This window comes from Mesonia aquimarina (assembly GCF_003667275.1).
GTDB lineage: Bacteria > Bacteroidota > Bacteroidia > Flavobacteriales > Flavobacteriaceae > Mesonia > Mesonia aquimarina.
In genome coordinates this window covers 398,555-423,995 of record NZ_RCNV01000001.1, presented here as the reverse complement: position 1 = coordinate 423,995, position 25,441 = coordinate 398,555, and the positions used below count along the sequence as shown (strand labels likewise).

Genomic DNA, 25,441 nt, shown 5'->3' with positions numbered 1-25,441 from the left:
TTTTGTGACTCAAAATTACAATTCATGAAACAGTTTTCTATATTTTTTATCGGCTTACTATTTTTTTATTCTTGTAAACAAGACCAAAAGCAACCTAAAGATGATGGTGGTAAAGGAGCTGAAATATTAACTCAGGTTGTAGAAAAATCAGGTAGTAAAAAATTAGAAGCTTCCAATTTATCGTTCAATTTTAGAGATAAAACTTATAAAAGTACACGCGACTGTGGTTTTTTTAAATTGCAGCGTATACAAATATCAGAAAATGGCGATACACTAACCGATATTTTAAACAATGAAGGTTTTACTCGTTTAAAAAACAATCAGGAAGTTACCTTGGTAGATTCTATGAAAACCAATTACCGTAATTCTGTAAATTCTGTACATTATTTTGCGCAAATTCCTTTTAGTCTGAATGACCCTTCTGTAAATAAATTTTTATTAGGCGAAACCACAATAAATAAAAAGCCTTATTATGAAGTTGAAGTTACTTTTGATGAAGTAGGAGGAGGGACAGACTACGAAGATGTTTATGTATATTGGGTGAATAAAGATAGCTTAACGATAGATTATATGGCTTATTCTTACGAAGTGAATGATGGAGGAGTGCGTTTTAGAGAGGCCTATAATGTTAGAAATATTGAAGGAGTACGTTTTGCAGATTATAAAAATTATGCGCCTAAAAAAGAAAACGCTCCAGCTGTAGATGAGTTAGAGCGCTTATTTGAAGAAGGTAAACTAAAGCAAATTTCTACCATAGAAACCAGTGATATAAAATTAAGTGTACGCGATAAAAAATGTAATTAAAGATTATAGCGCGTAAGATTGTGTTCAATTTTACCATCAGGAAAAATTGTTACCGTATAAAAATCTGTATTATTATCATCGGCAATCATCGGGTATTTATTTTCACCAATAATTTTATTGACAAATTTTGGCGTAGTATCTTGATGCCCTACAATTAGTACATTTTTACCTTTGGTAGTTTCTTGAAATTCTTCAGAGTAAAGATTCCCGGCATCATATATTTTAATTTTTAAACCTAATTTTTTTGCCGTTGGTTCTGCTGTTTGTTTGGTTCTTTTATAATCTGTGCTGTAAATCATATCTATATTTTTATCAACCAATAAATCTGCCCAATAATTGGCGCGAACTTTACCCATTGGTAGCAAAATAGGATCGTTAGTTTTTTGACTTTTATTTTTTTCGGCGTGACGAATAAGGTAATATGTTGTTTTTTCTGAAGCCATGTCAGTATCTTTTTTTGAATTTTCTTTACAAGAAAAAATAAATAGTACAGTTAAAAATAAAAAGAGTATTTTTTTTAGTTTCATTTTTTTTTGGTTTAATATTTTGTTAATCAATAACTTCCATTAAAATTAATTGGTTGAGTTGTGGCTGGAAGCTATTGAAATTATTATCGGCGATTAAAAGTAGCGTTTTATTGCCATTGGGCAAAATTGGGCCAAAGCAAATTCCTTCAATATTATCAATACTTTTATGTGCGAGTTTTTTTCTGACGTTATCAAAATCAAAAATCAATTGTTTTTTTGCGGGAGTAATTTTTCGCTTTTTTAACTTGTCTGTTTTTAAGGTAGAACTTGCAGTATTTGCGTTGACATCAAATAGTAAAATTTTATATGATTTTTTTCCTCTTCCGGCGGCAAAAGTGCGTTCCACTGTAATAAATCTATTTTCATCATAATTTAAAATAGCCGTGAGTCCGTTTAACGAAAAAGGCAAATATGGTAAGCGTTTTATTTTAGAAAGTTGATAAGCAAATTGTTTGTCGGGTTTTAGAGAGGCATTAAAATGTGTAAACCGAACGTAGGATTTTGTGCCAAAAATTTTTGCTTTAGGTCCGTCAGTTGTTAGTGGCATTTCTGTACTTACCCAAATTCCATCGTTTAAAAAATCTGCTGTTAAGCCTTCAAACATAGAATTATGTCGCGGATTTTTATTTTCATCAATTAAAAAATTATCGGGCAAATTATAATTTTTTAAAATATTTCCTTTAATATCAACTTGAAAAATTGAAGCATTTACACCGTTATTTATAGAACCTTCACTACTTAGTGTAAAACTTTTGGTTGATGGTTTAAATCTAATTCCCTCTAAATCGAGTACATTTTTTGGAGCTGATTTTTTATTTAATTTTATTACTTCAGAAAAAATTAACGTATCAATTTTTTTCTCTTTTATGCTAATTTTGGCTTTATAAAAACGCGGATTTGATGGTTGATCACAAGCTATATAAAAATTTTCTCCATCAAAATCTATTTCAGATAAACCACCTATTGTCGTGTTTTTAAATTGAAGATCTTTCTCTATGATATATTCATCTAAAAACTGAATCTTATAGCCAGTTTCCGTAGAAATTTTTTGAGAAGAACAACTTATAATTGTTCCAAAGAAAAGGAAGCATACTAAAAATTTGTAAAATGATTTAAGATTTGATTTTAAATATAACATCTTCTTAAGATAAGTATGTGAATTATTTAGGATAAAATGGTGTTATAAAATTTACCTTTAATTATTATTAACCCTTAAAAAACTAATGCTATGAACCAGACAGAATTAGAAGGAAAATGGAACCAAGTAAAAGGTAAATTTAAACAACAATACGGAGATGTAACAGATGATGATGTTACTTTTTCTGAAGGAAAGTTTGACGAAATGTTAGGAAGGCTTCAAGAAAAAACCGGAAAAACAAAAGAAGAGTTAAAAAATGAAATTGAGCGTTTATAATAAACGTAAATTGCTATGAAAAAGAAAAGCTTCCTGAATTTTATCAGGAAGCTTTTTTTATGCTTTTTTTTGATGCTTATTAGTTAATACCAACTAATTCTACATCAAAAATTAAAATTGCATTTGGAGGTATAACGCCACCGGCACCGCGCTCTCCATAACCTAAGTAAGGAGGAATTATTAAGCGTGCTTTTTCTCCTGTTTTTAATAATCGAATTCCTTCATCCCAACCCGGAATTACTTTACCAACACCAACAGGAAATTCTAATGGTTTTCCTCTGTCGTATGAAGAATCAAATTTCTCTCCGTTTGCTAACATTCCTGTGTAGTGCACTTTAACTTGATCGCCACCATTTGGCTTTTCACCTTCTTCGTTGGTTTCAGTTATTTTATAACGTAAACCACTGTCAGTTTTTTCGTAACCTTCAGCTAAAGTTTTAATTTCGTTTTCTAAGGCTTGCTGTTTCTTTTCTTTTTCAGCTTCAATATCGGCTAATTTTTCTTCAAAAACTTTTGAAGCATTAAAATCTTTAGCTTCTTTTCCTTTTCTAATAATGTTTAGCTTTTTAATAACTACCTCTTTAACAGGCTTATCTTGAGCGGCGGTTTCTACTTTCCCTAAAGAATCTATCACTTGTTGTCCTTCAACTATTTTACCAAAAATGCTGTGTCTTCCGTTTAAATGCGGTGTTTCTTTTAAGGTAATAAAGAACTGGCTTCCGTTGGTGTTTGGACCAGAGTTAGCCATAGATAAAATTCCTTTAGTATCGTGTTGTAACGTATCATTAAATTCATCAGGGAAGCTATAACCTGGTCCGCCAGAGCCGTTTCCTTTTGGATCTCCGCCTTGAATCATAAAATTGTCTATAATTCTATGGAAGGTTAAGCCATCATAAAACTTTTTTCCGGCGTAGCTAGAATCCACTTTTTTGTTGGTTCCTTCAGCAAGGCTTACGAAATTTGCTACTGTTATTGGAGTAGCTTTGTAATAAAGTTCTGCCACAAAAGTACCTTTGTTGGTTACAAATTCTGCATACATACCATCATCTAAATCTGGGTATTTACTGTTGCAAGAAAGTGCTGTAAATGCAAATGCTAAAAGTAAAAGTAAATGTTGTTTTTTCATGTGTTTAAGGATTATTCTGGTTTTGATTTTCAATTTGTTCTATTGTTGTAAGTGTTATAGTAGAGCGAATAGGAACATTTCTTCCAATTTTATCGCTATCTCCATAATAACCGAAAGCCTTATGCGAAGGAAATAAAAATGTTGCAGTTTCTCCTTCTTTTAAAATTTTTAAGGCTTGGCGGAGTCCTGTAAATAAATCTTCTTTATCAATTACATATTCACGTAGTCCAATTTCTTGAGCTGAATAAATTGCGTTTCCTTCTAAAGTAGAAATATCATATTTAAAGGTTACTAACTCTCCGTATTGCGGTGTTTGTAAAGAATCAGCATTTATTTGTGTGTTGTAATAATACCAAAATCCATTACTAGAACTAATGTAATTGTTAGCAGAATCTTGATGAATAATATTTAAAATTTTATTTTCTTCCTTTTTTATAAGTTTCTTGTTTCGGTCTACGGATTCTTTAATAAATGAACCTGAATTATTTGCGACCGGCCTGCGAGCTTCTGGTGTTTTACAAGCAATTGCAGTAAAACAAAGTAACAATATTATGCTTATTTTCTGTTTCATGAATTTAATTTTTTCTGATGTTTTTTTACAATATCTTCAAAATAAGCAATGGTTTCTTGTAAATTTTTATCGCTTTTTCCTCCCGCAGCATTTATATGTCCGCCGCCTTCAAAATATTCTCTGGCAAATTCATTTACATTGAAATCACCTTTAGAACGTAATGAGATTTTTATAATATTTTCTGCTTTATGTTCAATAAATATAGCGGCAAAAATTATTCCTTTTACCGAAAGCCCATAATTTACAAAACCTTCTGTATCTCCTTTTTTAAATTGATGATCGTCTAATTCTTTTTGCGAAAGGCAGATATAAGCGGTATTGCAGCCTTCAATTATCGTTAAATTATTTAAGGCAACACCTAAGAGTTGCAAACGCTCGTATGAGTTGGTATCAAAAGTTTGTTGATGTATTAATGCGTTTTCTGCTCCTTTATCAATTAAATCTGCTATAACACGGTGCGTTGTGCTGGAGGTAGAAGGAAAACGAAAACTTCCGGTATCTGTCATTATACCAATATAAAGGCAAGTAGCAATTACTGAGCTAATTTTATTTGTTTCTTCTAATTTCTCTATAAAGTGATACACCATTTGGCAAGTAGAAGAGCAAGAAACATCACTGTAGGTAAATTCTGCATAATCATCGGGTTGTTGGTGATGATCTATCATAGCAAAAGTTGCCGAAGCATTTTGTAATGTTTCCTCCATTGTTCCGGTACGTGAAAAATGATTGAAATCTAAGGTGAAAATTAATTGAGCTTTATCAATAATTTTTTTGGATTTATCAATTTCTTGATCAAATTTTATAACCTCTTTTTCTCCCGGTAACCACTTTAAAAAATCAGGATAATCGTTAGGAGCAATTACATAACTTGTATGCCCTTTTTCTTTTAAAAAATGATGTAAGGCTAAACATGAACCAATAGCATCTCCATCAGGATTTTTATGTGGAACAATTACAATATCTGTAGGGGTGTCCAACAATTTTTTTAAATCAGCAATTTCTTGTGTAGTCATAAGCCACGAAGATACAATTTATAATTTTTTTTGCCTTATTTTATTTTAATCAACTAGATTTAGTTTTTAAGTATAAGAAAAATCAGTATAAATGATTACTTTTGCACAAAATTTAAAAGAATAACGTAATGGCAGATAATAGAACATTTACGATGATTAAACCTGATGCGGTTGAAAATGGGCACATTGGGGCAATCTTAGAACAAATTACAACTTCTGGTTTTAGAATTGTAGCAATGAAGCTTACGCAAATGACTAAAGCTGATGCGGAGCAGTTTTATGCAATTCACAGTGAGCGTCCATTTTTTGGCGAGTTGGTTGAGTTTATGACTCGTGGACCAATTGTAGCTGCAATTCTTGAAAAAGATAATGCGGTTGAAGATTTTAGAACCTTAATTGGTGCTACTAATCCAGAAGAAGCTGCTGAAGGAACAATTAGAAAAAAATACGCAAAATCTATTGGAGAAAATGCTGTTCACGGAAGTGATAGCGACGAAAATGCAGCTATAGAAGGTGCATTTCATTTTGCTGGACGCGAAATGTTTTAAGTCTATTTTGTAGATTAATTGTTATAAAAAAACCTCACAATTTTGTGAGGTTTTTTTGTGTTTAAAATTTTATAATATTACCGAAGCACTAATTTTTTTATCAGATCTTTTCCTAAATTCTCGTTGAGCATATTAATTATTTTTTCTTTTCCATAACTCAACTCCTCTCGTAAAACAGAAGAACTTAATTGTACATAAAGTGTGGTGCCTTCTAATTTTAAAGCGGTAGTATAATTTTTTATTGCCGGTCCCATCTGCGAATCCCAAGCCTCACGAACGTGAACTTTATTCAATCCTTTTTGAAGTTTATTTTCGTCAACAAAACTCTTTAAAACTTCACTAATACTTTTATGTTCATCACTTCTTGCCATCGTCTAAATATCCGTTAAATCGTTGATAAGTATATTGTATTCCACGTTTATTTTTTACACTGAATTTATCTTTCTCTATTAAAATGACTTCTTCTTTCCAATTAGCCAAATCAGTAGTGTAATATAAATAAAGACTATCGTTTTTCATTTTTGCTTCAAGCTGTTCACGATCTGCAAATGTTTTGTAGGTTCCGTCTAATTGTGGCATTACTTTTTTTCTGAAGCCTTTTCCGGTACTGTCCAATGAAATAAAATCTACGGTTTCATTAAATTTATAGCCTCTTTTTGTACCGTCTTTTTGTGTTACTTCCTTAATTTCCCAATAACCATTTAGGAGTTGAATATCTTCTTTTTCAGGTTTTTGTTGACAAGAAAACGCAAGCCAAAAAAAGCTAATGGATAAAAAAAATTGAATGGTTTTTTTCATAAGAACAAAGCTATTATTTTTTAAAAAGAGAGGCTAATTTTTGAAGTTAAAACCTAATTTAAAGTTCAATCATTTTGTAATCGCGAGCACTAGATTTCACCACTTTTTCGGTTCTGTCTGCGTGCGTGTCACTTATAAATAATTGCCCTAAATCATCTTCAGTTACCAATTGAATGATATGAGAAACGCGTTGTTCATCAAGCTTATCAAAAATATCATCCAGCAGTAAAATTGGTTTTGTATTGGTTTGCTGTTTTATAAAATCGTATTGTGCTAATTTTAAAGCAATTAAAAAAGATTTTTGTTGACCTTGCGATCCAAATTTTTTCACCGAATGATTTTTAATTTTCAAGGTTAAATCATCTTTGTGGGTTCCTACGCTAGTATATTGTAATGCACGATCCTTAGGTAGATTTTCAGTTAAAAGTTGGCTCAATTCACTTTTAAACAACTGACTTTTATACTGCAATTGCACATCTTCTTTTGCATTACTAATACTTTGATAACGCTTATTAAAAATAGGAGTGAAAGCTTCTAAAAATTTAATGCGTTCTTCATGAATTTTTTTGCCAAATTGTTTTAATTGCTCATCATAAACAGCTAAAGTTGTTGCATCAAAAGTGTGGTTTGCTGCAAAATATTTTAATAATGAGTTTCGTTGCGAAAGTGTTTTATTGTATTTCAGTAAAATATCTAAATAGTTAGGGTGGTGCTGAGAAATAATACCGTCCATAAATTTTCGACGGGTTTCACTTCCTTCAATAATTAAATCGCGATCTGCCGGAGAAATGATAACTACCGGAATTAAGCCAATGTGTTCTCTAAATTTTTCATAGGCTTTATTATTTCTTTTAATGACTTTTTTTTGCCCGCGTTTGGCACTAACCACAATTTTTTCTTCTCTATCTTCTTTTTCAAACGCACCATCAATTACAAAAAAATCAGCTTCATGATTAATATTTTGACTTGTAATTGGGTTAAAATAACTTTTGCCGTATGCTAAATGATAAATACTATCTAAAACATTAGTTTTGCCAACTCCATTATAACCAACAAGGCAGTTGATTTTTGAATTAAACTGAAAAGATTTCGATTCAAAATTTTTATAATTTAGTAAGGCGAGTTTTTTTAAAATCATAAAAAACTGATATTCAGTACTTTTTTGTTTTTTAGTAAAATATTTGTGAACAGAATTTACTTTTTGCCAAAGTATTAAAAAATAACAAATGTTTTCTCTTTTAAATATGGATAAAAATTTTATTTTTGCCCTTCAATAAGCAAATTTTATGGCAGCATATAGAAAACGAGGTTACAAACCTAAAAATAAAAAAGAAGAAGAGGTTCAAGTTGAAGAACAATCTACAACAGCAGAGGTTTTTAATAACCTAGATGAAGGTGCTAATAAAACAGAAGAGTGGGCTGCAAGAAATCAGCAACCTATTATTATTGTTATTAGTGTAATCGTTATTGCTGTTTTAGGCTACCTTGGTTATAATAAGTTTATTGCGCAACCGCAAGAACTTGAAGCTGCAGATGAATTATCGCAAGCACAAGTTTATTTTGAGAGCGCTTTACAAGCAGATATTGCTCAACAAGATTCGCTTTATACTTTAGCTTTAAATGGTGGTGCCGGAAAATTTGGTTTTGTAGATATTACAAACGAATACTCAGGAACCGATGCTGCTAATTTGGCACATTACTATGCGGGGATTGCTTTTTTAAATACAGGCGATTATCAAAAAGCTATAGATCATTTAGAGAAGTTTTCTAGTGATGATCAAATCATAGCTCCTTTAGCAAAAGGTGCAATTGGTGATGCGTTCATGCAATTAAACCAACCTGAAGAAGCTTTAGGATTTTATGAAAAAGCTGCTTCTATGAAAACAAACAAATTCACCACACCACGCTTTTTATTAAAAGCTGGAACTACTGCCTTAAAAGTTGGTGATGCAGCAGCAGCAGAGAAACATCTTTCTAGAATTGAAGAAGAATTTTCTGATGCTCCTGAAGCAGAGCAAGTGCCTGTATATTTAGGTCAAGCAAAAGCAATGCAATAAAATTTTATGGCAACAGCAGGAAAAAATTTATCAGCTTACAATAAAGATACAATCCCAAACGCGAAAGACTTTCGGTTTGGGATTATTGTTTCTGAATGGAATGATAACATTACCGAAAACCTTTTTCAAGGTGCTTTTGATGTTTGGATTGAAAACAATGTTTTTAAGGAAAACATTGTTCGTTGGAATGTGCCGGGAAGTTTTGAGCTGATCTATGCTTGTAAAAAAATGCAAGAAACTTTTGAAATGCTAGATGCTATTGTCGTAGTAGGGAGTGTTATCAAAGGCGAAACCAAACATTTTGATTTTGTTTGTGAAGGGGTAACTCAGGGTATAAAAGACCTAAATATTCAACACGATATTCCTGTTATATTTTGCGTGTTAACTGATGATACTATGCAACAATCCATAGATCGTTCTGGTGGCGAACACGGTAACAAAGGTGCTGAAGCTGCCGTTGCTGCGATTAAAATGGCGCAGCTAAGAAAAGACGCTAATTTTTATAAGGGCTAATTCTTCAATTTATTCAAATCAATAACTTTACTTTTTAAGCTTCATTCTTAACAAATTTTCACAAAAGCAACTCGGCATTGTATTTGATTTTAAGTAACTTTGAAATCACTTATAATTATGGGACTTTTAAAATCAAAAAAGAATAAGAAGTTTAGCTATTCGCCACGTTATTATGACGATAAAGGCAAAGGAAACCCTTTTGAAATTAAAACTAAATTTGATGAATTTAGAACAACAACGGGCGAAAACCATGGTTTAATAAATAAATTTAAATTAGCTTGGGCCGATGTAAAAGATAAAGCAGATCGGCAAACAAATATTCGCATTGCCATTATTATAACAATTTTATTGGCGATATTCTTATTCATCATTGATTTTGACTTGTCAATATTCTATTCAAACTAATGACAGATATTATTCAGGTACTTCCCGATCATGTAGCCAATCAGATTGCAGCAGGAGAAGTGGTTCAGCGTCCGGCTTCTGTAGTAAAAGAACTTATAGAAAATGCAGTTGATGCTAGCAGTACACGCATAGACTTATTAATAAAAGATGCCGGCAAAACTTTAATTCAAGTTGCTGATAACGGTAAAGGCATGAGCGAAACCGATGCACGTTTAAGTTTTGAACGGCACGCTACTTCTAAAATTAAATTAGCTGAAGATTTGTTTGATCTAAAAACAAAAGGTTTTCGTGGCGAAGCTTTGGCCTCTATTGCTGCTATTGCACATGTGGAGTTAAAAACTAAACAAGCTGAAAGTGATATTGGTACGCAACTTAAAATTAAAGGAAGCAAAGTAAAAAGTCAAGAACCTTGCGTGACTCCAACCGGCACGGTAGTTAGCGTAAAAAATTTATTTTATAATATTCCCGCAAGAAGAAATTTCTTAAAATCTAATGCAGTAGAAACGCGTCATATTATAGACGAATTTCAGCGTGTTGCGATGGCGCATCCACAGATTTCTTTTTCACTCCATCATAACGGCAATGAACTTTTTCAGTTACCTGAAACTAATCAACGGCAGCGAATTGTAAATATTTTTGGTGCTAAAACCAATGAAAAATTAGTTCCGGTAGAAGAAGAAACCGATATTATTAAAATTGAAGGATTTGTAGGGAAACCGGAGTTTTCTAAACGAACTCGCGGCGAGCAATTTTTCTTTGTAAATAATCGCTATATCAAGAGTCCGTATTTAAATCACGCTGTAAATGCTGCCTTCGAAGGTTTGTTGAAAGACAAAAAACATCCGGCTTATTTTTTATATTTAACGGTAGATCCTAAAAGTATTGATATAAATATTCACCCAACAAAAACTGAAATTAAGTTTGATGATGAGCATGCCTTGTATGCAATTTTAAGAAGCGCCATTAAGCACAGTTTAGGGCAATTTAATGTAGCACCAATTTTAGATTTTGATCGTGATGCCAATTTAGATACACCTTATAATTACAAAGAAAAAGCAATTTCTAATCCTACGATAGAAGTTGATCGTGATTTTAATCCGTTTGAAAATTCATCAAATATATCGGTAAAGAATCAACCAATGCGCAGTAGTTTTCCAAAACAAAAAGCATCAAAAGAAAATTGGGAGGCCTTATATACGGGCTTGAATAATGAGGACTCAGAAAATTTTACTAATATAGAATTTGAAAGCGAGGAAGTTAGCGGTCGTTTATTTGATGAAGATCCGGAAGAAACACCTAACAGAACATTTCAAGTTCAAAAAAAATATATAATTAGTTCTTTAAAAACCGGGATGATTGTTATTGATCAACATCGTGCACATTCCAGAATTTTATACGAGGAATTATTGAAGAATATTACCGTGAAAGCGGCAGTGAGTCAACAACTATTATTTCCCTTACAATTACAGTTTAATGCGCACGAAATTGCGATGTTACACGAATTAAAAAGTTCATTAGAGCAAACTGGTTTTGTGTTTTCAAAATTGGAAGAAGATGATGTTGAAATTACCGGTATTCCTAATTTAATAGCAGAAAGTGAAGTTTCTATTTTGTTGGAACAATTGCTTTCAGATTTTGAACATGATGTGCCTGACAGTGGTTTTCAACAAACCGATTTGTTAGCAAAATCACTTTCTAAAAGTATGGCTATAAAAACCGGAAATGTATTGAATACACAAGAACAACTAGCCATTGTAAATGGTTTGTTTGCTTGTAAAGAACCAAATTTAACACCAGCTAATAAAAAAATATTTGTCCGTTTAACGGCTGAAGATTTAGAAAAAAAATTCATATAAATGGCTAGAATAACAGAGACCGTTAAGGTATTACTCATCATAAATATAATTGTTTTTATTGGGAGCCAATTTTTGGGTGATTATGCTTATCAATTATTTGCGATGTGGTTTCCTGAAAACGAAAATTTTAGAATATGGCAAATTTTGACGCATATGTTTATGCACGGTAGCTTTAGTCATATTCTGTTTAATATGTTTGCCTTGTTTATGTTTGGTAGCATGCTCGAGCAAACTTTAGGAAAAAACAAGTTTATTTTCTTGTATTTTTCGGCTGGTTTTGGTGCGGTTTTGCTGCATACCTTAGTGAATTATTTCAATTTTCAGTCGGGTTATAATATGTTGTTGGATGCCGGAATGAATGGTGAGCAAATTCAAAATTTACTGGATGAGGCATTTAGAAGTTTAATGAGTTCGGGTAGTTATAATGTAAATATTCCTGATGCGGTTGAGGGTTCTAATGTAAAAGCTATGATTAGTGCCTATTCGTCTTCTGCAGTTGGAGCTTCAGGTGCAATTTATGGTATATTAGTAGCGTTTGGAATGTTGTTCCCTAATATGAAATTATTTTTAATGTTTATACCCGTTCCTATTAAAGCAAAATATTTTATTCCGGGATTAATTTTATTAGACTTATTTTCAGGGATTACTGGTTATTCGTTAATGGGAGCAGGAATAGCACATTTTGCTCATATTGGTGGAGCATTATTTGGTTTTATTACGATGTGGTTCTGGAAGAAAAATCAGTTTAATAATAATAGGTGGAACTAATGAATTGGCGCGATAAGTTACAATATCAGTACAATATGGCGGGAATAACTGAAAAGTTAATCGCGATAAACGTGGTAGCTTTCATCGCTTTATTCCTTTTTAAAACCTTAGCTTTTTTATTAAATATTTCTGACGAATTTTTATTAAAATGGTTAGTTTTTCCTAAAGAGTTAGGTGAGTTTATTTACAAACCTTGGAGCATTTTAACCTATGCTTTTTTACACGGAGGAATTTGGCATATTTTATCTAATATGATAATTCTGTATTTTTCTGGCCGTATTTTTTTGACTTTTTTCTCTGCAAAACGCCTACTGAATTATTACTTTTTAGGAGCTATTTCCGGTGCATTATTATATATGTTAAGCTATAATTTATTTCCGGTTTTTCAAGGTACAGGACGCTCTTATCTTATTGGGGCTTCAGCAGCAGTAATGGCTATTCTGGTTGGAGTTGCCACACAAGCACCTAATATGAAAGTGCGGTTAATGCTACTAGGAAATATAAAACTTTGGTGGATAGCTGCTTTTTTTGTGGTTTTAGATGTTGTACAAATTCCAATGAATAATCCTGGTGGACATTTGGCACATCTGGGGGGAGCTTTATTAGGTTATATGTACACTTCTCAGCTATCAAAAGGTAATGATATTGGTGCTTGGTTTGAGAGGATAACAGATAGCGTTGTCAATTTATTTTCTTCGAAAAAAAAAGCACCATTTAAAACTGTTTATAGAAATAAAAAATCTACCACGAAAAAAAGGGCTACAGCTAATTATTCGATGAATAAAGATGATAAGCAGAAAAAGGTAGATGCTATTCTCGATAAAATAAGCAAAAGCGGATATGAAAGTTTGAGTAAAGAAGAAAAGGATTTTCTATTTAACGCCGGTAAAGAATAAATTAATAATGAAGAAATTATCTATATTCGATAAATTTATTTTCTTCTTAAACAGCTTATTTGCTACAGCTTTACTCTTGGCATATATTTTACCATATATTCCTCCAAGGACCTTTCCTTTTCTTTCTATTTTAAGTTTAGGAATACCAATTTTACTCATCAGCAATATTATTTTTCTAATTTTTTGGGCAGTAAAATTTAAAAAGCAATTCATACTTTCTTTGTTGGTACTTGTTTTAGGGTTCAATCATATTTTATCGCTATATAGAGTTTCAGAAAAAGTTCAAACTTCTGATGATGAAATTAGTGTGATGAGTTATAATGTCCGGCAGTTTAATCGGTTTGATTGGATTAAAAATGATTCTGTTACAGAACAAATTATTTCTTTTGTTCATGAAAAATCTCCCGATGTTTTAAGTATTCAGGACTATTATGATAAAGAAAATGTTGCTTTTGAAGGCTTTAAAAATAAGTATATAGAATTGAGGGAAAACTCCTCTTTTGGTCAAGCTATTTTTTCTAACTACCCAATTATTAATAAAGGTTCGTTAGATTTTCCTGACACCTACAATAATGCCATTTTTGTCGATATCAAAATAAAACAAGATACGGTTCGCGTTTTTAATGTTCATTTAGAAAGTTTGAAATTAATTCCTGAAGTAAAAAAATTGCAAGAAGAAGATAGTGATAAGCTCATTAGTAGGGTAGGGAATTCCTTTAGAAAGCAACAATACCAAACTGAATTACTATTAGAAGCATTAGAAAAAACACCTTACAAAACGATTATTTGTGGCGATTTTAATAACAGTGCTTTTTCGTATGTGTACCGAAAAATATCTTCCGGTTTTAAAGATACTTTTACCGAGGCCGGAAATGGTTTTGGAGAAACCTATGTATTTGACTTTATTCCGCTTCGAATTGACGTAATTTTAACTGATCCTGATTTTCAAGTGAACGAATTTAAAAATTACGATGTTCAACTTTCTGATCATTATCCTATTATGACGCGCTTAAGTTTTAAAAAACAACAAGAGAAAAAGACTAAAATTAAGAAAGAAAAAAGTAAATAATCTTTTCAGTTTTTAAAGCGATTGCTGTTCTAAATAATTTAGAGAATTTGGCCCTTCATTAAACAACAAATCTAGCACCGAAAGATTTTTTATAAAGCCAAATTTTTCTTCAAAAACCTGTGTGTATTTTTCTTGTTGAAATTCGACCTCTTTTTTTGCATCGATTAAATTTCGGTAATCTGTAACCTGTTGGTCAACTTCTTCCGGTGTTTGATATTCTTCAGTTTTACTGAAATCTTTATCAAGCTGCAAACAAGCTGAAATTGTTTCAAAACAAGTCAGGTTAAAATCTAATAAAAAACTAAATCGCTTTTCATAAAGCGGTTTTATTTCATCTTCATAAAACTCAAAAAAAGGAGAAGTTCGGTAAGCAGCTTCTAAAGAACGCCAATGGTTTAATTGCCATAAAAAACTATTCTCTATGCGAACGTCTCTATATTTTTGATGCGTTTTTTTTTGCTTGTTATGTTTTATAGGGATATTTAATAGCAATTTTCCATTTGCACCATAAATATATTGACGCGTTCTATAGGTTTGTTTTTGGTAATTATCTTCGTTTTCAAAGATTAATTTTTGCGTTTGACTTATCGCTGAAAACTGATGAATAGAACCAAAATATGCGGGATGTACCAAAAGTTTTTCCATAAAAAGTGCTAATTTTCTAAGCCGATTTTTTCTTCTTTTTTCTAAAGAAATTAATTCCGATTAGGATAACTAAGGCAATTAAAAAATAACTAAAATAAGAAACCGGTTTACCATCGCCGCCAACGGTTGTAAAGAGACGTTCCCAACGAATTTTATCAAAACCTGAAGCGTTGCTGTCTAAACTCATCCAGATAAAAATTGGTTTACCAACTATGTGATTTTCCGGTACAAATCCCCAAAATCTACTATCTTCACTATTATGGCGGTTATCACCCATCATAAAATAATAGTTTTGTTTAAAAGTGTACTCTTTAATTGGGTTACCATTTAGAAGAATTGTAGTTCCGTTTTGAGTTATTTTACGATCAATTCCCATTTCTTCACCTTCATAAACTTCTATAATCCGTTTATAAAAAGGAAGCGATTCAACTGAAATAGCTACTGTTTCTCCTTGTTCTGGAATATAAATAGAACCTAGTTGATCGCGATTCCATTTGTAATCATCACTTTGAGGAAAAATAGATCCACTACTTTTTCCTTGCGCCGAAATAACTCGCTCAATTGAAGCTACATTAGGGTGATTTTTAAATTTTTCTACTGTTTCTTCCGTAAGAGAAACAAAGTGATATAAGCGTTTCTCCTGATTAATCATTTGTACCGGATCGGTAATATCATAGGTTCGGTATAGCGAACGTAAATCAAAACCTCTGCCTTTTCCTTGCACTACGTAAGAATATTGTGGTTTTGCTCTTTTAGGGAGTTGAAGCGGTTTGTTATCAATAAAAACTTTACCGTCTACGATTTTTAATGAATCTCCAGGAATACCTACAGCACGTTTTACGTAATTAGATTTTTTATCAATCGGTTTTTTAAAGCTTTGGTTACCACGATAACCAAAAAAAGGAACGGTATCTACCGGCCAATTAAAAACGACAATGTCGTTACGTTCAACTTTTTCAAAACCGGGAAATCTAAAATAGGGGAGTTGTGGCCAGTTAGTATAAGATTTTATACCGAGTCCGGGAATAGTATCGTGTACCATTGGGAACGAAACCGTAGTTTTTGGAGCACGGGCACCGTAATTAAATTTACTAACAAATAAAAAATCGCCTACTAATAAAGTTTTTTCTAACGAAGAAGTAGGGATCGTAAAGGGTTGAATAAAATACGTATGTACAATAGTTGCGGCAACCACAGCAAACAAAATTGAACTCACCCATTCTCCAGCCGTCGTTCTTGGTTTTAAACTACGCTCTTCAATATAGTTTACGTCTAATCCATAATTTACGTAAAAAATATAAAAGCCTAAGGTTAAAATTGTAAGCCAAGTATCTGCCGTAGAATGTCTTCCAAAGCTTCTTATGGTTTCTACCCAAACAACGGGAATCATAATTAAGTTAACAATCGGTATAAACAGTAAGATTGTCCACCACCACGGACGGTTAATAATTTTCATTAAAACCACCGCATTGTACACCGGGATAATTGCTTCCCAGGCTTTTCTTCCGGCTTTTTTATAAAGTTTCCAGGTGGCTAGAAAGTGAATTATTTGAATTGCTATAAAAACGATTAACCATTGCGTAATTGTCATGCTGTAAAATCTATGTGTTCAATAAATAAGTAGTTAGAAAGCTGTTAAAGTTACATATTTAAGACATCTTTCATACTAAAAATTCCTGTTTTGTCTTGTATAAATTCTGCTGCTACCAATGCGCCAAGGGCAAAGCCTTCTCGAGAATGTGCCGTATGCTTTATTTCGATATCATCAATTTCGGAAGCATACTTGATAAGGTGTGTACCGGGAACATCTTCTATTCGTTTGGCTTCAACAGGAATTATATTTTCAGATACTTGTTTGTTTTCTTCAATTAATTTCCAATCTGTATAAGTGGAGTTTTCAATTATTTGATCAGTTAAGGTAATTGCTGTACCACTAGGTTTATCTAGTTTTTTTGTATGATGAATTTCTTCTACATCAACTTTATATTCATCAAAGTTTTTCATCAACTTGGCAAGTTGTGTATTTAATTCAAAAAATAAATTTACACCTAAACTAAAATTTGAAGCGTATAGAAATGCAGCTTTATTTTCATTACAAATTTTTATGGCTTCATCATATTTATCTAACCAACCGGTCGTTCCACAAATAACAGGAATTTGATGTTTAAAACAAGTTGTAATATTTGTGAAAGCAGCATCCGGAATGCTAAAATCTATAGCAACATCTGCTTGTTTAAGTTGATCTTCCTCTAAAGCCGAAGAGGTTTTGTAAATAATAGTATGATTTCTTTTTAATGCTATTTTTTCAATGGTCTTTCCCATTCTTCCATAGCCTAAAAGTGCAATTTTCATAGGTGTATTCTTCTAAAAATTAAAATTAACCGAAAGATTATAATTTGCTTTTCCTGAAAATTCATCAATTCCTAAATTAGGTCTTAATGACAAATCTTCACTTACATTAAATTGCTGTAAATGCGCTTCTACATTGGCATCAATTATATTTAAAGCATAAGCGGCAATAGTTACTAAAATAGAGATTTCTTTATTTCTGCGGAATCTTTTCTGCGCATCGATTAAGGCATCATCAGAAAGTACATTTATAAACTCATCATCTGTTTCTCCTGCCAATCGACTTTTATAGGCATCTCTATATTTATTATATTGGTTGTTATTGTAAATAAATGCATAAACTCCACCGCCAATAGCAGCGTAAACTAAGGGGATTTTCCAGTAGCTACCGTTATATGCTTGTCCTAAACCTGGTAAAACAGCAGAATAAAAGGCTGCTTTGGCAGGTGCTAGCGGATTATATTCTTTGAAGTTTTTTGTAGTTTCAGGATTAACTCTAGCAATATTTTCTGTACGTGTTGCTAAGCTATCATTTTGCCCAAAAGAAAATAGGCTAAAGGTTAAACTAAAAAAAAGTAATAAGAAAAAATTACGATTCACCTTCAATTAATTTTTTTAATCGGTTAAAATCTTCTTCTGATGAAAATGGAATGATAACTTTTCCTTTTCCTTTATTATTTAATTTAACATCCACTTTTGCTCCAAAATATTCAGAGAAATTTTTTACAGCGCTTTTTACTTCCTTAGGCATTTTTGGTGCCGATTTTTTTTGAGAAGAGGTTGTTTTTCCGTTTTGTAATTCTCTAACTAATTTTTCAGTTTCTCTAACCGATAAAGAGTTTTGTATTACTTTTTCGTAAATCTTTAATTGTTCTTCTAGATCTTCTAAGTTGATTAATGCACGCCCATGACCCATCGATAAAAAACCGTCACGCATTCCTGTTTGAATAATCGGATCTAATTTTAAAAGGCGTAAATAATTTGCGATTGTAGAACGATTTTTACCAATTCTGTCGCTTAGTTGTTCTTGCGTTAAATCAATTTCATCTAACAAGCGTTGGTAAGAAAGTGCAATTTCTATAGGATCTAAATCTTGACGCTGAATATTTTCAACAAGCGCCATTTCTAAAGATTCTTGATCGTTTGCTATTCTTATGTAAGCAGGAATGGTTTTTAATCCGACTAATTTTGAAGCTCTATAACGACGCTCACCAGAAACCAATTGGTATTTATTGAAATCAATTTTTCTTACCGTAATAGGTTGAATTACCCCAAGTTCTTTAATAGAAGAAGCTAACTCTTGCAAAGCATCTTCGTTAAAACTTGTTCTCGGTTGAAAAGGATTTACTTCAATGGCTTCAATATCCAGTTCAACAATACTGCCAACTACTTTATCGGCATTTTTATCTTTAGCTGATTTTATATCATTTTCGGGGTCTTTCAATAATGCAGAAAGTCCGCGTCCTAATGCTTGCTTTTTCGTTGCCTTCGCCATAAATCCTTAAGAATTTTTCTTTATAATTTCTTCGGCCAAGCTTAAATAATTGCTGGCACCTCTACTTCCTGCGTCATAATTTATGATACTTTCTCCATAACTGGGAGCCTCACTTAAGCGCACGTTTCGTTGAATAATGGTATCAAAAACCATTTCGTCAAAATGCTTTTTAACTTCATCTACAACTTGATTAGATAAACGAAGACGCGAATCGTACATTGTTAATAAAAGACCTTCGATATCTAATTTTGTATTATGAACTTTTTGAACGCTTTTTATCGTATTTAATAATTTCCCTAAACCTTCAAGAGCAAAATATTCACATTGAATTGGAATAATAACAGAATCTGCCGCAGTAAGTGCATTTAAAGTTAGAAGACCAAGTGACGGTGCACAATCTATAAGAATATAATCGTACTGATCGCGCAAATGTTCTACAGCATTTCTAAGCATAGATTCACGTTGGTCTTGATCTACCAGCTCTATCTCTATGGCAACCAGATCTATATGTGCGGGAATAAGATCTAAGTTTGGAGAGTCAGTTTTAAGAATCGCCTCTTCAGCTTTTTGTGTATGCTCTAACAGCTGGTAAGTACCTAGCTCCACAGATTCAACATCTATTCCTAAACCGGAAGTAGCGTTTGCCTGCGGATCGGCATCGATCAATAATACTTTTTTCTCTAAAACTCCTAATGAAGCAGCCAAGTTGACTGATGTAGTGGTTTTTCCTACGCCACCTTTTTGATTCGCAATTGCAATGATTTTACCCATTAACTCCTCTTAAATTTAGAGAGTAAAAATACAATTTATTCTTCCAATTGAAAATGGAAGTTGTTAACACTTTTTTTATGATTAAAATTATGAGCCTTTATTTTTTTTCTGTTTAATCATTTCTTCAAGTTGATCCCACATTTTTTCTGGAATTTGCTCTAGTAAATTAAACTGTCCTGCGCCTTTAAGCCATTCGCCACCATCTATTGTAATGACTTCGCCATTTAAATAGGCAGAAAAATCTGAAACTAAATAAGCTGCTAAATTGGCTAATTCTTGATGTTCGCCCACTCGTTTTAAAGGAACTTTTTTAGCCAAATCAAATTTATCTTTTAAATCGCCCGGTAGTAGTCTATCCCAAGCTCCTTTGGTAGGGAATGGTCCAGGCGCAATAGCGTTAAATCGGATTCCGTATTTTGCCCATTCTACCGCAAGAGAACGCGTCATCGCTAACACACCGGCTTTAGCTGTTGCTGATGGAACTACATAGGCAGAGCCGGTCCACGCATAAGTAGTCACAATATTTAAAACCGTTTTTTCAGTTTCTTTTTTATCGATCCAATGTTTACCAAAAGCAAGTGTACAGTTTTTACTTCCTTTCAGAACAATATCAATAATAGTATCAAAAGCGTTTGCAGAAAGACGCTCGGTAGGAGAAATAAAATTTCCGGCAGCATTATTCAGTAAAACATCGATGCTTCCCATTTTTTCAATAGCTTCATCGCGCATTTTTTCAACTTGATCATAATGACGAACATCACATTGAATAGCAAAACATTTTCCGTTCGTTTCCTGTTCCAGTTCTTTAGCTGTTGTCTTTAACTTTTCTAGATTTCTAGAAGTAATTGCGACTTGCGCACCTAATTCTAAAAAATATTTGGTCATAGCTTTTCCGAGACCGCTTCCGCCACCGGTAACAATAATATTTTTTCCATTTAACGCATCATCGCGTAACATTTTTTTTGTGAAGTTCATCGGTAGAGTTTTAAACTAAAATTTATAAAATCAAATTTAAGCAATTGAAAACTATAATTCTAACCTAAGCTTTTTTAAAGTTATTTTTTTTAAACAATGAATAAATGGTTAAGTCAGTATTATTTTTATATCAATAAAATTTACTTTATATTGGTTATATGTTAATATTTTTACACTTTAATTAATTATTTTTTTATTGTAACTTAAAAAAGTTAACGCAATAGTATTTAGGAGTATCGTTTTTTTGCTAATTTAGTGGATATATGGATGAGTGGTTTCTTACAAATAAGATACTGATTCATTTAAACCGTTTATATAAATATTACATCTTTTAACCATTTAATTATTTTTTATTATGAAAAAACCAACTTTACTATTAATTACACTTATGCTTGCTTGCGTTACAGCAGTAGCACAAGACAAGCCCAACATCCTGGTTATTTGAGGAGATGATATTGGATGGTCCAATCCAAGTGTGTACAATAACGGAATGATGGGATATGAAACTCCTAATATTGACCGAATAGCTAAAGAAGGAGCTATGTTTACCGATTGGTATGGACAACAATCTTGTACAGCGGGTAGAGCTGCTTTCATTTTAGGACAACATCCTTTTAGGACAGGGTTATTAACTATTGGCATGCCAGGTGCTAAACAGGGAATTAAAGATAATCAGCCAACTATTGCAGAAGTTTTAAAACCCCACGGCTATACTTCAGGTCAATTTGGAAAGAATCACTTAGGCGATAGAGATGAACATTTACCTACAAATCATGGTTTTGATGAGTTCTTTGGTAACCTATATCACTTAAATGCTGAAGAAGAGCCAGAAAGCTATTATTATCCAGAAAGCCAAGAGTTTCGGAAAAAATATGGACCAAGAGGAGTTATTCATTCTTATTCTGATGGACGTATAGAAGATACCGGTCCTTTAACAAAAAAACGTATGGAAACTGTAGATGAGGAGTTTACAGCAGCGGCTATAGATTTCATAGAAAAAGCCCACGCTGATGGAAAACCCTTTTTTGTATGGTTAAATTCAACACGTATGCACGTTTGGACTCACTTAAAGGATGAAAGTGATGGAGTAACAGGAATAGGTTTATATCCGGACGGTATGGTAGAACACGATAAAGCAATTGGAGTTGTGCTCGATAAACTAGAAGAATTAGGTATCATAGATAATACAATTATTATGTATTCTACTGATAATGGTGCTGAGAAATTTACTTGGCCCGATGGTGGAACCACGCCGTTTGCAGGAGAAAAAGGAACTACATGGGAAGGTGGATTTCGTGTTCCTTGTGCTATTCGTTGGCCTGGTGTAATTGAGCCTGGTACTGTATATAATGATATTTTTTCTCACGAAGACATGATGCCAACACTAGCAGCAGCAGCAGGTGAGCCAGATTTAGTGAAAAAAATGTTGAATGGTTATAAAGCTAATGGTAAAACCTTTAATGCGCATTTAGATGGATATAATATGATGCCCTTTTTCCAAGGGAAAGAAAAGGAAAGCCCTAGAGAAGAAATATTTTATTTTGATGCGGGAGGTAATCTAAACGCAATTCGATATAACAACTTTAAATTGCATTTTACAATAATGGAAGGATCGATTGCTGAAGCCTATCGTAAATCACCCAGTTGGCCTATAGTGATAAATTTAAGAGCTGATCCTTATGAAGTATCTTGGAAATCTGCACTGTATGTTCGCTGGTATGCAGATAATATGTGGATGTTTGTTCCTGCACAAGAATTGGCTTCTAAATTTTTAGCTTCATTTAAAGAATATCCTCCTGTTAAAGGATCTTCATTATCTGTGGATGAAGTTGTTCAAGAAATGAAAACACCATCTCGCAATTAATTAAGTGATTTTCTGATAATAAAAATTCGGAGTCTTAGATATAAAATAATAAAGACTCCGAATTTTAAATATCTTTTTGTTTATAAAACTTTGACTAATGCTTAATCAAGTATTTGAGCCTTAATACTTGTTATAAAAGAACTTATTATCTTTTTGAAAATTTTATTGAAGAACCTGCCTGGAAAGTAGGAATGCTAGAACTGTGTTTCTTTAAATATCATACTTATGAAAAAGTTTTTACTTGTATTAGTTATTTTTTCAGCTTTTCATATAGAAAAAATTAATGCACAAGACGCTAATAACCCTATAGATCCGAGTCCTACAGTTGGTCTTTGGAATCGTTTCTATAGTAATGATCAATCCAGATTACAGCTATTAGCTAATATGAGTTCCGGTAAATGGTTTTATCGTTTTTCAGCTGAATATGAGTTTAATTATGGAGATGATTATCCTGAGCAGTATAATTATGATGAATCAAATCGATTAAATGAAAACCAATTTAACAGTGCTAATTTTTTAGTTGCTAGATTATTTCAGACAGAAGATGGAAAACATAATTTTGGTTTCGGTGCTGTAATTAGCTATTTCCATGAAACCAAATTTGCAGGAGGAGTTAATTTTGTTTCTGTAAGTAAACTAGGTAAATGGAAATTTATATCTCTAGCTACACTACAAACAGGAAAGAATGTATTTTCTATGGAATTTCAACCGGGAATTTATCATGATTTTGAGCGTGGTTGGTATTTTAGAAGTCATCCAAGAATGCTTTTTAACTTTAGAACCGGACAACACGAAGTACCATTGGGCGCTGGTTTCGGTAAAATATTTAATGAAACAGATACAGTTTATAATTTATTTTTTGAACCACAATATGATGTGATAAATACCAAGCCTATGCTTTACACAGGAATTAAAGTACTCTTTTAAAATTATAATTATGAAAAAAATTAAACTTTTAGCTTCAGCATTATTATTGATTTTTGGAATTAGCTGTAATCAACAAACTAATTCTGATAAAGAACCTAGAGTAGAAAAAGAAGTAAAAAAATCAACTAAAAATACTACAGATGCATTAACTGTTTGGCACGATGAGCCAAAAAATAGAATTCTAAGTTGGGTAAATACCGTCACTGATTCTACTTCTTCAGATTTTATTCCAGTAAACGATAGGATTGCCGTTTTTGATAATGATGGAACCTTATGGCCAGAGCAGCCTGTGCCTAATCAGGCGCAATTTATGTTAGACTATTTGAAAAAAAATTACCCTAATAAACCAGAGTGGAAAAATGATTCCATTGTAAGTGCTGCCGTAGAAGGAAATTTTGAACCTTTAAAAAAAGCCGGAATGAAGGGGTTAATAGATTTAGTTAATAAAACACATTCAGAGCGAACAGAGGAAGATTTTACTCAATCAGTAAAACAATGGATTGATACTACTAAAAGTAAAAAATATAATAAACTTTATAAAGAGGTTTTATATCTTCCTATGCTACAATTGTTAGACTATCTAAGAGCACATGAATTTAAAACCTTTATTGTAAGCGGTGGTGGTGCAGACTTTATGCGTGTTTTTACGGAAGAAGCTTACGGAATTCCTCCTTATCAAGTGATAGGAAGTTATGGAGAAGTAAAATATGAAGTAATTGATGGAACACCAAAATTATCAAAAGTATCAGGAGATATTTTTGTAGATGATAAAACAGGGAAACCAGAATCTATTCATAGATTCATTGGAAAAAAACCAGTGTTTTGTGGAGGTAATAGCGATGGAGATCAAGCCATGATGCAATACACAAGTAGCTCTAATTATAAGACAATGTGTGTTATCTTACATCATACAGATAGTGAACGCGAATATGCTTATGATACAAAAACATTAAGTGGACATTTAGAAACAGCCCTAGAAGAAGCTAAAGAAAAAGACTGGTTAGTTGTTGATATGAAAAATGACTTTAAACAAATATTTAGCTTTCAAAAATAAAAAATTTACGTAAACATTTAAATTATGACACCACACGATTCTGTACTTGAGCTTAAATCTAGAATGGGAAATGCCATTATAGGACAAGATAATTTAATAGAGCGTATAATTTTAGTGCTTTTAGCAAATGGTAACATGCTTTTAGAAGGCTTACCGGGTTTAGCAAAAACTAGAGCAATTAAAACACTCGCTAAAGAGTTGAATTGTGGGTTGAGTCGTATACAATTTACACCAGATTTATTGCCCTCAGATATTACAGGAACCGAAATATACCAACCGGAATTAAAAGATAAGTTTGTTTTTCAGCAAGGTCCCATTTTTAGTAACTTAATTTTAGCAGATGAAATTAATAGATCTCCTGCTAAGGTGCAAGCAGCATTATTAGAAGCAATGGAAGAACGTCAGGTATCTGTAGCAGGAAAAACCTACGCCATGGAACCTCTTTTTATGGTTATGGCAACTCAAAACCCGATAGAACAAGAAGGAACTTATCCATTACCGGAAGCTCAAATGGATCGGTTTTTAATGCACGTAACTATAGATTATCCCGATGATGATGCTGAATTAGCCATACTTAGACTTAATAGAGAAGAACAAAAAAAAGAACAAGAAAAAAAACATGAACTTTTAGAACCTCAAGTAATTTTTGATGCTAGAAAAGAAATAGCAAAAATTACTATTTCAGAAGTTATGGAAAAATATATAGTTGATATTATATCAGCTAGTCGTTATCCTTCAAAATATAACGAACAACTTGACTCGTGGTTAGATTTTGGTGCAAGTCCTAGAGGTTCTATTGCAATAGATAGAGCGTGTAGAGTCCATGCTTGGTTAAACGGAAAAGATTTTGTTGCACCAGATAATATTCGTGCAGTTGTACACGACTGTTTGCGGCACCGAATTATTTTAAGTTATGAAGCTAATGCTGAAGGAATTTCTGCAGATAATGTTATAGATGAAATATTAAAACAAGTAGCTGTTGTTGCTTAGTTTTTG

At 32.4% G+C, this 25,441-nt stretch carries 29 protein-coding genes; 14 read left to right on the top strand and 15 right to left on the bottom strand.

The window, feature by feature from the left end:
* The first annotated feature begins 24 nt into the window (after positions 1 to 24).
* Positions 25 to 804 carry a DUF6503 family protein gene (locus D9R05_RS02095; RefSeq protein WP_121665555.1) on the top strand — a complete coding sequence of 260 codons (780 nt, stop codon included), beginning with the start codon at positions 25 to 27 and terminating at the stop codon, positions 802 to 804.
* On the opposite strand, the gene D9R05_RS02090 is transcribed toward D9R05_RS02095, so the two are convergent.
* A complete protein-coding gene (locus tag D9R05_RS02090) occupies positions 801 to 1,331 on the bottom strand; it encodes a SixA phosphatase family protein (protein WP_121665554.1) in 531 nt (176 codons plus the stop codon). The genes D9R05_RS02095 and D9R05_RS02090 overlap by 4 nt on opposite strands.
* Before the next feature lie 22 nt (positions 1,332 to 1,353).
* A complete protein-coding gene (locus D9R05_RS02085; protein WP_240462897.1) occupies positions 1,354 to 2,469 on the bottom strand; it encodes an esterase-like activity of phytase family protein in 1,116 nt (371 codons plus the stop codon).
* A gap of 90 nt (positions 2,470 to 2,559) precedes the next feature.
* Between D9R05_RS02085 and D9R05_RS02080 the strand changes: the two genes are divergently transcribed.
* On the top strand, positions 2,560 to 2,745 hold the full coding sequence (locus tag D9R05_RS02080; protein WP_121665553.1) for a CsbD family protein: 186 nt from the start codon (positions 2,560 to 2,562) through the stop codon (positions 2,743 to 2,745).
* A gap of 79 nt (positions 2,746 to 2,824) precedes the next feature.
* On the opposite strand, the gene D9R05_RS02075 is transcribed toward D9R05_RS02080, so the two are convergent.
* The 3 genes from D9R05_RS02075 to D9R05_RS02065 are packed head-to-tail and all read right to left on the bottom strand — an operon-like array spanning position 2,825 to position 5,455.
* The gene (locus D9R05_RS02075) at positions 2,825 to 3,871 is read right to left on the bottom strand and encodes a peptidylprolyl isomerase (protein ID WP_121665552.1); all 1,047 of its coding nucleotides are present in this window, start codon (positions 3,869 to 3,871) and stop codon (positions 2,825 to 2,827) included.
* A 4-nt stretch (positions 3,872 to 3,875) separates the two neighbouring features.
* The gene (gene gldI, locus D9R05_RS02070; protein ID WP_121665551.1) at positions 3,876 to 4,442 is read right to left on the bottom strand and encodes a gliding motility-associated peptidyl-prolyl isomerase GldI; all 567 of its coding nucleotides are present in this window, start codon (positions 4,440 to 4,442) and stop codon (positions 3,876 to 3,878) included.
* Positions 4,439 to 5,455 (bottom strand): DHH family phosphoesterase, encoded by a 1,017-nt coding sequence (locus tag D9R05_RS02065; RefSeq protein WP_121665550.1) that lies wholly within the window; start codon positions 5,453 to 5,455, stop codon positions 4,439 to 4,441. Before D9R05_RS02065 ends, gldI begins: the two co-directional genes overlap by 4 nt.
* A gap of 128 nt (positions 5,456 to 5,583) precedes the next feature.
* Between D9R05_RS02065 and D9R05_RS02060 the strand changes: the two genes are divergently transcribed.
* Positions 5,584 to 6,003, top strand: a complete 420-nt coding sequence (locus D9R05_RS02060; RefSeq protein WP_121665549.1) for a nucleoside-diphosphate kinase — start codon at positions 5,584 to 5,586, stop codon at positions 6,001 to 6,003.
* A 77-nt stretch (positions 6,004 to 6,080) separates the two neighbouring features.
* On the opposite strand, the gene D9R05_RS02055 is transcribed toward D9R05_RS02060, so the two are convergent.
* The 3 genes from D9R05_RS02055 to recF are packed head-to-tail and all read right to left on the bottom strand — an operon-like array spanning position 6,081 to position 7,939.
* Positions 6,081 to 6,374 (bottom strand): DUF721 domain-containing protein, encoded by a 294-nt coding sequence (locus D9R05_RS02055; RefSeq protein WP_121665548.1) that lies wholly within the window; start codon positions 6,372 to 6,374, stop codon positions 6,081 to 6,083.
* Positions 6,361 to 6,801 (bottom strand): hypothetical protein, encoded by a 441-nt coding sequence (locus tag D9R05_RS02050; protein ID WP_121665547.1) that lies wholly within the window; start codon positions 6,799 to 6,801, stop codon positions 6,361 to 6,363. Before D9R05_RS02050 ends, D9R05_RS02055 begins: the two co-directional genes overlap by 14 nt.
* A gap of 58 nt (positions 6,802 to 6,859) precedes the next feature.
* The gene (gene recF / locus D9R05_RS02045; RefSeq protein WP_121665546.1) at positions 6,860 to 7,939 is read right to left on the bottom strand and encodes a DNA replication/repair protein RecF; all 1,080 of its coding nucleotides are present in this window, start codon (positions 7,937 to 7,939) and stop codon (positions 6,860 to 6,862) included.
* Between the two features lie 148 nt (positions 7,940 to 8,087).
* On the opposite strand from recF, the gene D9R05_RS02040 reads away from it, so the two are divergent.
* From D9R05_RS02040 to D9R05_RS02010, 7 genes are all read left to right on the top strand, one after another.
* On the top strand, positions 8,088 to 8,858 hold the full coding sequence (locus D9R05_RS02040; RefSeq protein WP_121665545.1) for a tetratricopeptide repeat protein: 771 nt from the start codon (positions 8,088 to 8,090) through the stop codon (positions 8,856 to 8,858).
* 6 nt (positions 8,859 to 8,864) lie between these two features.
* The gene (gene ribH / locus D9R05_RS02035; protein ID WP_121665544.1) at positions 8,865 to 9,371 is read left to right on the top strand and encodes a 6,7-dimethyl-8-ribityllumazine synthase; all 507 of its coding nucleotides are present in this window, start codon (positions 8,865 to 8,867) and stop codon (positions 9,369 to 9,371) included.
* Positions 9,372 to 9,488: 117 nt separating this feature from the next.
* Positions 9,489 to 9,776, top strand: coding sequence for a riboflavin synthase subunit beta (locus D9R05_RS02030; RefSeq protein WP_121665543.1), 288 nt, complete (start codon positions 9,489 to 9,491; stop codon positions 9,774 to 9,776).
* Positions 9,776 to 11,632, top strand: coding sequence for a DNA mismatch repair endonuclease MutL (mutL, locus tag D9R05_RS02025; RefSeq protein WP_121665542.1), 1,857 nt, complete (start codon positions 9,776 to 9,778; stop codon positions 11,630 to 11,632). Before D9R05_RS02030 ends, mutL begins: the two co-directional genes overlap by 1 nt.
* Positions 11,633 to 12,400, top strand: a complete 768-nt coding sequence (locus D9R05_RS02020) for a rhomboid family intramembrane serine protease (protein WP_121665541.1) — start codon at positions 11,633 to 11,635, stop codon at positions 12,398 to 12,400. It begins immediately after the preceding gene.
* A complete protein-coding gene (locus D9R05_RS02015) occupies positions 12,400 to 13,296 on the top strand; it encodes a rhomboid family intramembrane serine protease (RefSeq protein ID WP_121665540.1) in 897 nt (298 codons plus the stop codon). Before D9R05_RS02020 ends, D9R05_RS02015 begins: the two co-directional genes overlap by 1 nt.
* A 7-nt stretch (positions 13,297 to 13,303) precedes the next feature.
* Positions 13,304 to 14,365: an endonuclease/exonuclease/phosphatase family protein gene (locus tag D9R05_RS02010; RefSeq protein ID WP_121665539.1), complete on the top strand. Its 1,062-nt coding sequence runs from the start codon at positions 13,304 to 13,306 to the stop codon at positions 14,363 to 14,365.
* Between the two features lie 12 nt (positions 14,366 to 14,377).
* On the opposite strand, the gene D9R05_RS02005 is transcribed toward D9R05_RS02010, so the two are convergent.
* The 7 genes from D9R05_RS02005 to D9R05_RS01975 all read right to left on the bottom strand — a co-directional run bounded on the left by D9R05_RS02005 (position 14,378) and on the right by D9R05_RS01975 (position 20,600).
* Positions 14,378 to 15,010: a WbqC family protein gene (locus D9R05_RS02005; protein WP_121665538.1), complete on the bottom strand. Its 633-nt coding sequence runs from the start codon at positions 15,008 to 15,010 to the stop codon at positions 14,378 to 14,380.
* A gap of 16 nt (positions 15,011 to 15,026) precedes the next feature.
* Entirely contained in the window at positions 15,027 to 16,601 is a 1,575-nt protein-coding gene (gene lepB, locus D9R05_RS02000; RefSeq protein ID WP_121665537.1) for a signal peptidase I, read from the bottom strand.
* Positions 16,602 to 16,651: 50 nt separating this feature from the next.
* The gene (gene dapB, locus D9R05_RS01995) at positions 16,652 to 17,362 is read right to left on the bottom strand and encodes a 4-hydroxy-tetrahydrodipicolinate reductase (protein ID WP_121665536.1); all 711 of its coding nucleotides are present in this window, start codon (positions 17,360 to 17,362) and stop codon (positions 16,652 to 16,654) included.
* Positions 17,363 to 17,374: 12 nt separating this feature from the next.
* A complete protein-coding gene (locus D9R05_RS01990; protein ID WP_121665822.1) occupies positions 17,375 to 17,959 on the bottom strand; it encodes a DUF5683 domain-containing protein in 585 nt (194 codons plus the stop codon).
* Positions 17,949 to 18,854 (bottom strand): ParB/RepB/Spo0J family partition protein, encoded by a 906-nt coding sequence (locus D9R05_RS01985; RefSeq protein WP_121665535.1) that lies wholly within the window; start codon positions 18,852 to 18,854, stop codon positions 17,949 to 17,951. The genes D9R05_RS01990 and D9R05_RS01985 overlap by 11 nt, the downstream gene beginning before the upstream one ends.
* Positions 18,855 to 18,860: 6 nt before the next feature.
* Positions 18,861 to 19,625 carry a ParA family protein gene (locus tag D9R05_RS01980; protein ID WP_121665534.1) on the bottom strand — a complete coding sequence of 255 codons (765 nt, stop codon included), beginning with the start codon at positions 19,623 to 19,625 and terminating at the stop codon, positions 18,861 to 18,863.
* Between the two features lie 87 nt (positions 19,626 to 19,712).
* Positions 19,713 to 20,600 (bottom strand): SDR family oxidoreductase, encoded by an 888-nt coding sequence (locus D9R05_RS01975; protein WP_121665533.1) that lies wholly within the window; start codon positions 20,598 to 20,600, stop codon positions 19,713 to 19,715.
* 454 nt (positions 20,601 to 21,054) lie between these two features.
* Between D9R05_RS01975 and D9R05_RS01970 the strand changes: the two genes are divergently transcribed.
* The 4 genes from D9R05_RS01970 (at position 21,055) to D9R05_RS01955 (ending at position 25,435) form a co-directional block, all read left to right on the top strand.
* Positions 21,055 to 22,464, top strand: a complete 1,410-nt coding sequence (locus D9R05_RS01970; protein WP_262696557.1) for an arylsulfatase — start codon at positions 21,055 to 21,057, stop codon at positions 22,462 to 22,464.
* Positions 22,465 to 22,689: 225 nt separating this feature from the next.
* On the top strand, positions 22,690 to 23,391 hold the full coding sequence (locus tag D9R05_RS01965) for a hypothetical protein (protein WP_121665532.1): 702 nt from the start codon (positions 22,690 to 22,692) through the stop codon (positions 23,389 to 23,391).
* A 10-nt stretch (positions 23,392 to 23,401) separates the two neighbouring features.
* On the top strand, positions 23,402 to 24,445 hold the full coding sequence (locus tag D9R05_RS01960) for an HAD family hydrolase (RefSeq protein ID WP_121665531.1): 1,044 nt from the start codon (positions 23,402 to 23,404) through the stop codon (positions 24,443 to 24,445).
* A gap of 24 nt (positions 24,446 to 24,469) precedes the next feature.
* On the top strand, positions 24,470 to 25,435 hold the full coding sequence (locus tag D9R05_RS01955; RefSeq protein WP_121665530.1) for an AAA family ATPase: 966 nt from the start codon (positions 24,470 to 24,472) through the stop codon (positions 25,433 to 25,435).
* The last annotated feature ends 6 nt before the right edge of the window (positions 25,436 to 25,441 follow it).